Here is an 11705-nt window from a genome sequence, read left to right as displayed (position 1 = left end):
AACTCAACCCCGTTTTTGTTAATTTTTAGGGATATATTAATTATTTTTAGTGAGCTTTCTTAAAATTTATATGGGTAATTCTGTTAGAGATGCTGAGGATATAAAATTTCTCGATAATTTGAGTGATATTGAGAAGTTTAAATTTTATTTTAGTAAAACATTATCTTTGTGTTACAAATTTTCTAAATTCATAACTGATAGGGCTGATAATAGGAGGAAAAATTTCAAGAGTACAATTTTTCTGAATTCAAAGATACAAGACTTGTATTTATATCCTTTGATTAGATATACGAATAATGTTTCTGAGATTTCTTCAAGTATAGAGTCAGGTTCAAGTTATTTTAATTTATGTAGTCCTATTTTAATTTTGAATCAAGAATTAAGTAATTTATTTATTGAGAGAAATGGAGATAATAATGAAATTTTTGCAAATAAAGTAGATTTAGTTTTGAAGACTATTGTTGATTTTTTTGTAGCAGTTGTTGATTATGAGAAAAGTAAGAATAGTACTGATAATTCTGTAGTAGCGTTGTATGCAAAAATTTCTTATGATATAAATTTAATTTTGAATAATAAAGATTTTAAATTTAATTCGAATAATTCTTCAAGTGTAATATCTTCTCCAGTTTTTAATAAATTTACAAATTCTTTAGAGATATTTTTTAATGAAGTAACTAAGGTAAATTATGATGGATTGTATGGGTTTTTTTCTAATATTAGGGATAATTCAAATAATGCTTATTTGAGTAATGATGTTGAAAATGATAAAAGAGTTTATTCGAATTTGGTTAGTAGTTATAATTCTTTGATTGAGTTAGTTAAGAAAAATAAATTTGGTTTTGTTGAGAGTAATTTGATTGATGGTTTTAAGATAGATTTGAAATTGTTTGGTTCTCTTTTATTGGCTTTAATGAATTCAAAAAATGAGAGTTTATTTCAAGAAAATTTTTATATTTTTGTTAAAGGGAAAGCGCAGTTTTCAGGATTAATTAAGTTTTATGGTTTATATGTGAGAGATAAAGATATGAAATCACAAATAGAAGTTTTAGAGAATCAAGCGAATATGTTTAGTTAGAATTTGTTAAAATAAAAAAAGAATTATTTATTCTTTTTTTGTTTCTTTCTTTTTAGAATCTTTTTTTTCTGTTTGTTTTGAATTGGATTTTTTATTTTGAGCTTTAGGAGCTGTTCTTTTTTTTGCTTCCTCAGCTTTTTTTACTACAATTCCTACTTTTTCAAAAGCAGCCAGAACATCTTTAGTGGATGCTCCTTTTTTTACATCTAGAGTTTTATTTAAAGGCTCTAGGTGCGCTTTGTTTACATTTTTTCTTCTAGTGTTTCCATCAACTAGAACTGTTTTTTCATCTACTTCTTCGATTACAACGCAGTGTTGCATTGCATCTCTTCCAGCAGTTTTTATACATAATCTTCCGATTTCAATCATTTGAGTCACCTGCAAATGGATCTGCTTATTCCCAGATCTATTGCTAATAAATACGAATTAGATTAGTTTTATAAAGTTTGGTCATAAATTAAAAAATTTATTCGACACATTATTAAGATAAATATTTATAAAGCTTTATGCATGAATAAATTTATGGTTTGGCAAGATTTTGTAATCTCTGGAGCAAATTTACTTTTTATTTATTCTTTGAGTAATCAAGTATTTTATGGTTTTAAAACTAAGAAAGGTTTAATTGCACTTAGTAGTTCTTTTCTTACTTTTATTGGTTTATTTGCTATATCTTTTGCATTTTATACTTTAGATATGTACTTGTCATTTATTGCTTTGTTTGTTAGTGCTTGGTTATGGGTTGCATTGTTTTTTCAAAGAATTAAGTACGGGAGGGCTTAAATATGGTGGAGATTAAAGGGTCTGTTAAAATTCCTGAGAAAAAACAAGTTGAGTTTGATGTTTTGTGTTTGTCTCTTGTTGGAAAAGAGATTGAAATTGTTGATTCAAAAAATAAGCTTCAGATTGGTTTTAAGGGTGTTTTAGTTTTGGAGAGTGCAAATTTGTTTTATATTGAGGTTGATAAAGATACGAGAAATCAAGAGATTCATGAAAATTCAAAATTTTCAGACGCTTTTAACCAAAGCATTTCTGGACAATCTGAACGAAGTTCAGATAGTATTAAGAAGTTTTTGAAGAATGGTTTAGTTATTAAGTTCGATTATAATGGGAAGAATTTAATTGTTGATTGTTCAATTTTATCAGGTAGTTTGGTTTCTAGAATTAAGAAGATTAAATAAGAATTTAAGATTTTGAAATTATTTTATTTTTGTATAAAAATCTATGAATTGATTAGAATCAAAATTAAATTTTTATGGCAAAGTATTTGAGTTTTTTAGACTCAATTATTTAATTAATATTTCAGTTAGACCATCTTTTCTTTTTTTTGAGAATTTATCACTTATTTCTAGTATGTTCTCAAGCATTGAGTCTCTCATGTGCTCAGGGATTCCAATGCTTTCTAGTGCTCCTTGATATATGTTTTCTGGTAATTCGTCTGTTGCTGAAAATGTTAAGTATCTTCTTTTGGTTTTTCTTGTTTCATCAATTATGGTTTTTAGTTTTTCTCCGTATTGTGGGAATCTCTGGGAGAATTCATTGATTCCTTCAGTTAGTGTTCTTGATTTGTCGTAGTTTTCAAATCTGTAGTTTGCAGTTACTGGAGATCCTTGAATTTTTTGACCTTTTTTTAGTCTTTCATATACTGATTCAGCTGTAGGAGTTAGTTTTCTTTGCGCTCTTTTACACATTATGTCAAATCCGCTTTTTAGTGCGTGATATGCTATTAAATTTTCTGTTTCGTTAGTTATTAATGTTTTTCTTACCATATTGGTTTCACCATGAATAGTATGTTTATGAATTGAAATAAAGACTTGTGGTGATAACTGTTGCCACAATTCAAAGAATTTTCGAATAAAATTCTTAAGCCGTCGTGAGACCTTTGGTTCTCACGAAGTTTTATATATTTTAATTAATTGTAATCTATATGGAGAAAGTTTTGGAAGATTTAGGTTTAACTCACAATGAGGTTAAGGTTTATTTGGCTCTTATTAATAATGGGGCACTTAATGCTGGTAAAATTACTTCTAAGTGTGGAGTTCATAGAAGAAATGTGTATGACGCCCTTGATAGGTTGATTGAGAAAGGTATTGTTGGTTATATTAAAGTTAATGATGTTAAAGAGTATTCTACATCGAATCCTAAAGAATTGCTTAGAATTTTGAGGAGACAGGAAGATGATGTTAAATCAATTATGCCTAAACTTGAAGAAGGTTTTAATCGAACTAAATCGAAAAAAGAGACAGTTTTTTATAGGGGGAAGGAAGGAATTAAACATATTTTTGAAGATCAATTGAGAGTTGGGGAAGAGATTTTAATTTTAGGTGGTTCAAATAAAGTATATGATTTGTTGAAGTATTACTTACCTCATTATGAAAGGGAGCGGAGGAATAAAAAAATCAAAGTTAAAATTATTTTTGATACTAAAAATCCAGTAGAAATTCCTTTGAGTAAAATTAAATATGTTGACCATAGTCTTGGTCCTTCGACTATTAATGTTTATGGTGATAAGGTTGCAATAATTGTATGGTCTGAGAATCCTTATGCTATTTTAATTGATGATTCTGATGTTTCTGAGTCTTATAGGAGTCATTTTGATTTGCTTTGGGAGATTGCAAAGAAATAAGGATTAAATTAGATTCTACTTATTTATACTTTACGCCTGGGTTAGCAGTTACTTTTATAAATTCTCATTAGCATTCGAGTCACAAGTTGACTGCCTTTTGAGCAGTAAACTTATAAACCTTATTTCATTCTTTTTTATTACATATCCTATGTAAAAAATAAACGGCGAGAGCCTAAAGAGTGGGAAGTATTGTTACTTCTCCTACTTTTCAAGTTAAAAATGAAGACTAATGTTGGTTATAACGTAAATTTCAAACCAGAAGCAGAATGCTCTGATTCAAAATGTCCACACCATGGAGAGATTTCAGTACGTGGTACACTTTTTGAAGGAACAGTAATTTCTGATTCAATGGATAAAACAGTAAAAGTAGAGTGGGAAACTTTAGAAAAAGATACAAAATATTCGAGATATTTTAAGACTAAATCCAAAGTTTCTGCTCATAACCCTGCTTGTGTTAACGCAAAGGTAGGTGATAGGGTACTAATTGGTGAGACAAGACCTATGTCTAAGACTAAACATTTTGCTGTTCTGAAGGTGACTGAAGAATGAAAGCAATAAGATGTAGTCCAAGTAGAGGTTTGCCTATTGGTGCTGAGATTCCAGCAGTTGATAATTCTGGAGCTAAGTTAGTTAAGGTTATTTCTGTTAAAGGTTACAAAACAGTTAAGAGAATGCTTGAAACTGCAGGTGTTGGTGATATGATTACTGCACATGTAACTAAAGGAAAGCCTGATATGAAACATTTAGTTGTTAAATGTGTTGTTGTTAGACAAAAACAAGAATACAAGAGACCTAATGGGACAACAATCAAATTCCAATCAAATGGAGTTGTAGTTCTTAAAGATGACAAAGGAAATCCGAAAGGAACAATTGTTAAAGGAGCTATTGCAAAAGAAGTTGGAGAAAGATTTCCAGCTGTAGCAAGAATTGCTAATATTATAGTATGAGGTAGTTAAAGATGAAAAAATTATGGTCAAAATCATGGAAATCATCAGGTCAGTCTAGGAAGCAAAGGAAGTATTTACATAATGCGCCTTTACATATTAGACATAAAATGGCTGCTTCAACTTTATCTAAGGAATTGAGAGCTGAGTATAATATCAGAGCTATTCCAGTTAGAAAAGGAGATACAGTATTAGTAACTGTTGGTGATCACAAAGAAAAGAGCGGTAAAGTTACAAAAGTATCTTACGCTAAAATGGCAACATATATTGAAGGTGTTGAAAATAATAAGGCAGATGGTTCAAAAACAATGTATCCTGTACATCCTTCTAATTTAATTATTACTAAATTAGATACATCTGATAAAATGAGAGTTTCAAAAATAGAGAGGGCTAAAAAGTAAGAATGGGAAATAGTCAACATTTAAAGAGACATGTGGCTCCTAAGTCATGGCCTATTAAAAGAAAGAATATTACTTTTACAACTAAGCCTAATCCAGGTTCACATAAATTAGATTATTGTACTTGTGTTATGATTTTAGTTAGAGATATTCTAGGTTATGCTGAGACTGCAAAAGAAGTTAAGTTAATTGTTCATAATAAAGAAGTATTGGTTAATGGTAAAAAAGTAAGAGATGTTAAATTCCCTGTAGGTTTATTTGATATTTTTGAAATTAAGGATACTAAAGAAAAATACATTGTACTTTTTGATGAAGTTGGTAAGATTAAATTAGTTCCAGCAAAAGATAATATGATTTATCTTAAGGTGGCTAAAAAGACTCTTACTCCAGGTAAAAAGTTTCAGTTAAATTTCATGAATGGATTTAATGCTTTCGTAGATGAGAAAACTTTTAAGTCAGTTTCTGTTACAGATACTGTTGTTTTTGATTTAGATAAAAAGAAAGTGTCTAGTATTGTTAAATTAAAGGAAGGTTCTTTTGTTTATGTTTTTGATGGTAAGTTTAAAGGTCAAATTGCAGAGATTAAAGAATTTATTTCATTTAATGGTGTAACTAGAGATATTGTTAAAGTTGAAGTTAAAGGTGCAATTCATGATACTGCAAAAGATTATTGTTTTGCTTTAGGTGATAAGAAAACTGACATTAAGAGGTTTGAGTAAAATGGCAGTAGAAAAAACTAGGACTAAGACTAAGACTAAAACTGATGGTACTGTTAATGTGATGAGAAATCTTATCTTAGATAAAGTTACAGTAAATATTTGTGTTGGTAATGATAAACCTGGTATGGTTAAAGCAGAGAAATTGCTTAGAATTGTTACTAATAAAACTCCAGTAAAGAATGTTGCTAAAAGAAGACTTGCAACTTGGCAAATTAGACCAGGTTTACCTATTGGTTACAAAGTAACTATGAGAGGAGTTGAAGCTAAGACATTTTTAAAATGGGTTTTAGATTCAAAAGGTAAGAAATTTAATGGTTCCTCAATTGATGGTAATGGTAATTTTTCCGTTGGAGTTTCAGAATATCTGGATCTTAATGGTATGAAGTACGATTCTGAGATTGGAATTATGGGTTTCGAACTTACTGCAACTTTTAAGAGAGCAGGATTTAGAATTAAGAGTAGAAAAATAAGACCAGCTAAGGTTCCTCAAAGACATAGGATTAAGAAGGACGAAGTTTTAGGTTTTATGAAAAACAATTTCGAGGTGAGCATTATTTAAAATGACAGCTAAAGATTTTTCAAAGGTTTTCAACCAATTATCTGCAAAGCCTGCGAAATTAAATAAATATATAAAACACAACAAACCAAATGAGAGAGATTATGGGTTTGGAGTTACACGATGTGAAACTTGTGGAACAACTAGAGGACATATTAGTAAATATGGTTTAAACATTTGTAGAAGATGTTTTAGATTAAATGCTTCAAAGCTAGGCTTTAAGAAATTAAATTAAAATGGTTCAGTTAAATAAAATTTTCGGAACAATTTTAAAATTTGAGAGGTCAAATTTATAAAATGGTATTAAACGATCCAATTTCAGATTCATTGTCTAAAATTAATAATGCCGTAAAGGCACTTAACAAAACAGTTACTATGAAGAATAGTAAATTAATGGTTAAGGTTTTAGATGTGTTAAAAGAAAACGGTTATGTTGGTTCATACGAAATGATTGCTGATAGTAAACAAGGATTAATTGAGGTTAATCTTTTAGGTACAATCAATAAATGTTTTGCAATTAAGCCAAGATATCCTGTTAAAATAGAGGAGCTTGAAATGTTTGAGAGAAGGTTTTTACCTGCTAAAGACTTTGGAGTATTAATTATTTCAACTAATAAAGGTCTTTTGACTCAAAAACAAGCTAAGGAATTAAATGTTGGAGGTACACTTGTAGCTTATTGTTACTAGTTATATTCAAAATGGTTTCCAAACAAGAAAAAGTAAAGAAACAGTGGGATTCATTATCTATTGAAGTTCCTTTAGAAGGCACAACTGCAACAATTGAAGGTATAACTTTAACTGTTAAAGGTGAGAAAGGAGAACTTACAAGAGATTTTAAATGTCCTAATGTTCAATTAAAAGTTGAGTCAGACAATGTTATAATTAGTACTGATAGGTTTTCTCAAAGAGAGAAAAAAATGATGTTCACATTTAAAGCTCATATTAAAAACATGGTTTTAGGTGTTACATCAGGTTTCGAGTATAATTTGGTTGTGGTGTTTGCAAAATTCCCTATGACTGTTGAATTGAAAGGAAATATCTTTTATGTTAAGAATCTTTTAGGTGAGAAAGTTCCAAGATCATTTGAAGTTTCTTCTGATGTAAAAGTTGTTATTAAAGGTAAAGACATTACTGTTACGGGTATTGATAAAGAGAAAACTGGACAAGCTGCTGCAAGTATTGAGCAATTATGTAAGATTTCTCATTTAGATAGAAGGGTTGTTCAAGATGGAATTTATATTACTACTAAACCGCATAGGAGTTATCAATAAAAATGGTTAAGGATTTATTAAAGGTTAGAGCTTTAGTTAAGAAGAGAAAACCTACATATACTAGGCAACAAACTAATCAATTCGCTAAATTTAAAGGCGATGGTTGGAGAAAGCCTAAAGGATACCAGTCTAAGATGAGACTTAGAAGGAGGGGTCATAAAGGAATGCCTGAAGTTGGTTTTGGTTCTCCTAAAGAAGTTAGAGGTCTTAATAAGGCTGGATTTAAAGAAGTAGTTGTTAATAATGTTGCTGATTTAAATAAGCTTAATGTTAAGGATGAAGTTGCAGTTATTGGTAGAACTGTTGGTGGAAAGAAAAAGGTTGCAATCTTGGAAGAAGGTAAAAAACTAAAAATTGGTTTTGCAAATGTTTTCGATATCGATGGAACTATTAAGTCATTATCTAAAGAGCCTAAAAAGAAAGTAGAGAAAAAATCTACTGAAAAGAAGGCAGATAAACCTAAAGCTGAAGATAAAAAATCTGAGGAGGCTGTAAAATAAAATGGTTGACTTAGGTAAACAAAAGAATTTGGCTGCAAGAGCTCTTGGAGTTTCAAAACAAAGAGTTAAATTTGTAGGAGATTCTGCTGAGGCTAAAAAGAGTTTGAAAGAACTTATTTCAAGGGAAGATGTTAAAGCTTTAATTGAAGAAAAAATTATTAAGAAATTACCTAAAAAAGGTAATTCTAGAACTAATGCAAATAAGATTATTATTCAAAGAGCTAAAGGTAGAAGGTCTGGTCAAGGTTCAAGAAAAGGAACTGCTAATGCAAGATTTAATACTAAGGATAAATGGATTATTAAGATTAGAGCACTTAGGTCGATGCTTACTAAATTAAAAGAAGATGGTAAGTTAGATGTTAAGACTTATAGAAATTTATACAGAAAAAGTAAGGGTAACTTTTTTAGAAATAAGAGGCATCTTGCTCTTTATCTAGAGCAGAATAACTTGTTATTGGAGGTAGAAAATGGCAAGAAATAGAAATAAAAATAGAGTATTTAGATTTAATAGAAGGATTAGGGGTCAAACTGATTATGCACAAAGATTAGAACTTTTAAAGAGTGGTTTTACGAGAATCGTTGTTAGAAGGTCTAATAGTAATGTGCTAGTTCAATTTGTAGATTATGATGGTAATGGTGATAAAATTATTACTGCAGCAAAGTCTGTTGATTTGAAAAAATTAGGATTTACTTTGAATACAGGTAATATAGTTTCAGCTTATTTGACTGGTTATTTAGCTGGTAAGAGAGCTCAAATTGCTAAAGTTAAAGGTGATTGTATTGTAGATTTTGGACTTCAAAGTTCATTACATGGTTCAAGACTTTTTGCAGCAGTTAAAGGTGTAGTTGATTCTGGCGTTAAAGTTAGAGTTGGTGAAGCAGTGTTTCCTTCAGAAGAGAGATTATCTGGTGCGCATTTGAGTGCTAAAGATGTAAATAAAGTTGTTGAAGCAACTAAAAAAGCAATCGAGGGTATGAAATAAAATGGCAGATAATAATACAGCTGGAAACTCAGGTAATAAACCACCTCAAAGAGGTAATTTTCAAGGAAATAGGCCTCAAAGAGTTGTTGAAGAAAAAGTTTGGGTTCCTAAGACTCAATTAGGTAAAGATGTTGTTGCTGGTAAGTATCCAACTTTAAGGGATGCTCTTTACTCAGGTAAACAAATCTTAGAAGGTGAAATTACCGAATTTTTAGCTCCTAATTTGATTACTGAATTTGTAAATATTGGACAAGCTAAAGGTAAATTTGGTGGTGGAAGAAGGAAGAATTCAAAAGCTACACAAAAAGTTACTAGAGAAGGTTCAAGAATGAGTTTTTCAATGATTACTCTTAGTGGTGATAAAGATGGTATTGTTGGTTTTGGTTTTGGTAAATCAAGAGAGACAGTTCCTTCTAGAGAAAAATCCTTAAGAAATGCAAAGAAGAATTTATTTGTAATTAGAAGAGGTTGTGGTGATTGGGGTTGTTTTTGTGGTACTGCACATTCCATTCCATTTGCTGTTGAGGGTCGTGAAGGTTCATGTACTGTAAGATTTATGCCAGCTCCTAAGGGAACAGGTTTAGTTGTAGAGTCTGAATTGAAAAAGATGCTTGAGCTTGCTGGAGTTAAAGATATTTGGTCTAAAACTTTTGGTCAAACAAAGAATAAAACTAACTTAATTAAGGCTGGTTTTAATGCTCTAAAAAAATTACAAGAAATGAAATTAAATCCTCAAACTGTTGAAGGTAGAGGAATTAAAGATGGTGATAAAAATGAGTGAAAATAAATTAGCAGTTGTTTTAATTAGAGGTCTTGTTAATATTAGTCCTGATGTTAAAAAAACATTAGAATTATTGAGACTTCATAAAAAACATGTTTGTGTTGTTCTTGAGGATAATGAAGTAAACCAAGGTATGCTTCAAAGAGTTAAAGACTATACAACTTATGGTAGTGTAGATGAGGCTTTCTTTGCTCAAATTATTGAGAAAAGAGGAGAAACTATTGGTCAAGAAGATATCAAAGTTGATGCTAAAAAAGTTGCTGCAGAGTACTTTGGTGGTAAAGTTAAACTAAGAGATTTCGAGACTAATTACAAGTTAAAACCTTTCTTTAGATTACATCCTCCTATTGGTGGATTTGAGAGAAAAGGAATTAAGATGCCATTTAATAAAGGTGGTGTTTTAGGTGATAGGGCTGATAAAGTTAGTTTACTTATCGCAAAAATGTTGTAAGGTTTCTTATAATATTTAATTTTTAATTTTAGTTTTTTTCTAGAAATTTGTGTTAAAGCAAATATTTAAATAGTTTTATTATGTATTTCTTTTATGTTAAATAAAAAAGCAATAAGTCCAGTTGTTGCAATTGCATTATTATTAGTTGTTAGTGTTGTTGCAGTTGTTGGTTTTCAAAATTGGTATCAAAGTTATTCTTCTGAGATGTTTTCAGATTTAGAAACAGAATCTAATAGTAATGAGAAGTTAGACATACAAACAGTTATTGGGAATACTTTGTATGTTGTTAGTGGTAGTTCTAGTAATGTTACTTTGAATAAATTACAGATTGGTGGAATAGATTGTACTATCGACAAGAATTTATCAAATGGTATGAATGAAATTAATGTTAGTTCTTGCTTAGGTAATGTTTCTGATTCTACTCCTGAGATTATGATTATGACTGAAGATAGGATTGTTAAAGAGAGTGTTTATTTAGAGGATATTGTTTTAAATTCTAATTCTATTGATTTTTCAAATGCTTTTATTTCTGTTTGGAATACTTCAAAAGCTGGTTCTGCTGTAAATACTATTGTATTGCCTTTGTATAATTTTGGCAATGCTGAATATAATTTTACTGTGTATTGGGGAGATGGCTCTAATGAGAATGTAATTGGTACTGGGAGTTTGCCAATAAGTCATGCATAATCGATTCCTGGAGTTTATCAAGTGAATATAACAGGAATTATTATAGGTTTCAGATTTATGGATATTGGAGATAAACTTAAGATAATTGATATTCAGAATTGGGGGGTTTTGAATGTAGGAGATAGTAATGCACATTTCATGGGTTGTTCTAATTTACAAGTTTCTGCCACAGACCCACTAAATTTGTCAGGATCTAATAATTTAGATCTTATGTTTCGTAGTGCATATTTGTTTAATGGAGATATTGGTAATTGGGATACAAGTAATGTGAGATATATGTCAAATATGTTTAGAGGAGCAAGTTTTTTTAATCAAGATTTAAATTCTTGGAATGTTAGTTTAGTAACTGATATGGGGAATATGTTTAATAGTGCATCTGTTTTTAATGGGAGTATTAGTTCTTGGAATACAAGTAAAGTAAATAATATGGCTAGTATGTTTTATTTGGCAAATGATTTTAATCAGAATTTATCTTCTTGGAATGTAAGTTCAATTACAATAATTCCAAATAATTGTGATAATTTTAATTTGAATACTCCTGCTTGGGTTTCACCACAACCAACCTTTATTAGTTGTACTCCTTAATTTTTTCTATATTACGGCTTTATCCGAAGTAGATTTATAAAGTTCAAATTTCTTTAATTATTATGATTCGTAAACTTGTACAAAAACAAATAATTCCTCACGAGAATTCTTTTCGTCAAGAATTAAATAAGA

At 29.8% G+C, this 11705-nt stretch carries 21 protein-coding genes; 19 read left to right on the top strand and 2 right to left on the bottom strand.

Translation table 11 applies throughout. The annotated features are described in order from the left end of the window. Positions 1-70 precede the first annotated feature (70 nt). Positions 71-1075 (top strand): hypothetical protein, encoded by a 1005-nt coding sequence (locus PF569_01275; protein ID MDA3854859.1) that lies wholly within the window; start codon positions 71-73, stop codon positions 1073-1075. A 27-nt stretch (positions 1076-1102) separates the two neighbouring features. On the opposite strand, the gene PF569_01270 is transcribed toward PF569_01275, so the two are convergent. Further along, positions 1103-1444 carry a hypothetical protein gene (locus PF569_01270; protein MDA3854858.1) on the bottom strand — a complete coding sequence of 114 codons (342 nt, stop codon included), beginning with the start codon at positions 1442-1444 and terminating at the stop codon, positions 1103-1105. 153 nt (positions 1445-1597) lie between these two features. On the opposite strand from PF569_01270, the gene PF569_01265 reads away from it, so the two are divergent. Together PF569_01265 and PF569_01260 are read left to right on the top strand one after the other, a co-directional pair. Then, positions 1598-1855, top strand: a complete 258-nt coding sequence (locus PF569_01265) for a hypothetical protein (protein ID MDA3854857.1) — start codon at positions 1598-1600, stop codon at positions 1853-1855. 2 nt (positions 1856-1857) lie between these two features. Next, positions 1858-2253, top strand: coding sequence for a ribonuclease P protein subunit (locus tag PF569_01260; GenBank protein ID MDA3854856.1), 396 nt, complete (start codon positions 1858-1860; stop codon positions 2251-2253). 105 nt (positions 2254-2358) lie between these two features. On the opposite strand, the gene PF569_01255 is transcribed toward PF569_01260, so the two are convergent. Further along, complete coding sequence (locus PF569_01255; protein ID MDA3854855.1) at positions 2359-2841, bottom strand: hypothetical protein; 483 nt, start codon at positions 2839-2841, stop codon at positions 2359-2361. A 158-nt stretch (positions 2842-2999) separates the two neighbouring features. Here PF569_01255 and PF569_01250 point away from each other — a divergent pair, with 158 nt between their 5' ends. From PF569_01250 to PF569_01175, 16 genes are all read left to right on the top strand, one after another. Then, positions 3000-3698 carry a hypothetical protein gene (locus tag PF569_01250; protein ID MDA3854854.1) on the top strand — a complete coding sequence of 233 codons (699 nt, stop codon included), beginning with the start codon at positions 3000-3002 and terminating at the stop codon, positions 3696-3698. A gap of 219 nt (positions 3699-3917) precedes the next feature. Continuing rightward, positions 3918-4247, top strand: a complete 330-nt coding sequence (locus PF569_01245) for a 30S ribosomal protein S17 (GenBank protein MDA3854853.1) — start codon at positions 3918-3920, stop codon at positions 4245-4247. After that, a complete protein-coding gene (locus PF569_01240; GenBank protein MDA3854852.1) occupies positions 4244-4645 on the top strand; it encodes an uL14 family ribosomal protein in 402 nt (133 codons plus the stop codon). Before PF569_01245 ends, PF569_01240 begins: the two co-directional genes overlap by 4 nt. An 11-nt stretch (positions 4646-4656) precedes the next feature. Next, the gene (gene rplX, locus PF569_01235) at positions 4657-5043 is read left to right on the top strand and encodes a 50S ribosomal protein L24 (protein ID MDA3854851.1); all 387 of its coding nucleotides are present in this window, start codon (positions 4657-4659) and stop codon (positions 5041-5043) included. 2 nt (positions 5044-5045) lie between these two features. Further along, the gene (locus PF569_01230) at positions 5046-5759 is read left to right on the top strand and encodes a 30S ribosomal protein S4e (GenBank protein ID MDA3854850.1); all 714 of its coding nucleotides are present in this window, start codon (positions 5046-5048) and stop codon (positions 5757-5759) included. A 1-nt stretch (position 5760) separates the two neighbouring features. Next, positions 5761-6318 (top strand): 50S ribosomal protein L5, encoded by a 558-nt coding sequence (locus PF569_01225; GenBank protein MDA3854849.1) that lies wholly within the window; start codon positions 5761-5763, stop codon positions 6316-6318. 70 nt (positions 6319-6388) lie between these two features. Beyond that, positions 6389-6550, top strand: coding sequence for a 30S ribosomal protein S14 (locus tag PF569_01220; GenBank protein ID MDA3854848.1), 162 nt, complete (start codon positions 6389-6391; stop codon positions 6548-6550). A 62-nt stretch (positions 6551-6612) separates the two neighbouring features. Beyond that, positions 6613-7002 (top strand): 30S ribosomal protein S8, encoded by a 390-nt coding sequence (locus PF569_01215; GenBank protein MDA3854847.1) that lies wholly within the window; start codon positions 6613-6615, stop codon positions 7000-7002. An 11-nt stretch (positions 7003-7013) separates the two neighbouring features. Then, entirely contained in the window at positions 7014-7586 is a 573-nt protein-coding gene (locus tag PF569_01210) for a 50S ribosomal protein L6 (protein MDA3854846.1), read from the top strand. Between the two features lie 2 nt (positions 7587-7588). Further along, complete coding sequence (gene rpl32e / locus PF569_01205) at positions 7589-8086, top strand: 50S ribosomal protein L32e (GenBank protein ID MDA3854845.1); 498 nt, start codon at positions 7589-7591, stop codon at positions 8084-8086. A gap of 1 nt (position 8087) precedes the next feature. Continuing rightward, a complete protein-coding gene (locus tag PF569_01200) occupies positions 8088-8567 on the top strand; it encodes a 50S ribosomal protein L19e (protein ID MDA3854844.1) in 480 nt (159 codons plus the stop codon). Beyond that, complete coding sequence (locus PF569_01195; GenBank protein MDA3854843.1) at positions 8554-9069, top strand: 50S ribosomal protein L18; 516 nt, start codon at positions 8554-8556, stop codon at positions 9067-9069. Before PF569_01200 ends, PF569_01195 begins: the two co-directional genes overlap by 14 nt. Position 9070: 1 nt before the next feature. After that, on the top strand, positions 9071-9850 hold the full coding sequence (gene rpsE, locus PF569_01190) for a 30S ribosomal protein S5 (GenBank protein ID MDA3854842.1): 780 nt from the start codon (positions 9071-9073) through the stop codon (positions 9848-9850). Then, complete coding sequence (locus tag PF569_01185; GenBank protein ID MDA3854841.1) at positions 9843-10301, top strand: 50S ribosomal protein L30; 459 nt, start codon at positions 9843-9845, stop codon at positions 10299-10301. The genes rpsE and PF569_01185 overlap by 8 nt, the downstream gene beginning before the upstream one ends. A gap of 93 nt (positions 10302-10394) precedes the next feature. Beyond that, positions 10395-10988 (top strand): hypothetical protein, encoded by a 594-nt coding sequence (locus PF569_01180; GenBank protein ID MDA3854840.1) that lies wholly within the window; start codon positions 10395-10397, stop codon positions 10986-10988. A gap of 21 nt (positions 10989-11009) precedes the next feature. Beyond that, positions 11010-11573 carry a BspA family leucine-rich repeat surface protein gene (locus PF569_01175; protein MDA3854839.1) on the top strand — a complete coding sequence of 188 codons (564 nt, stop codon included), beginning with the start codon at positions 11010-11012 and terminating at the stop codon, positions 11571-11573. Positions 11574-11705: the final 132 nt, after the last annotated feature.

This window comes from Candidatus Woesearchaeota archaeon (genome assembly GCA_027858315.1).
Taxonomy (GTDB): Archaea; Nanobdellota; Nanobdellia; order Woesearchaeales; family UBA583; genus UBA583.
The sequence above is the reverse complement of the archived record's forward strand: the minus strand, read 5'-3'. Positions and strand labels throughout refer to the sequence as shown.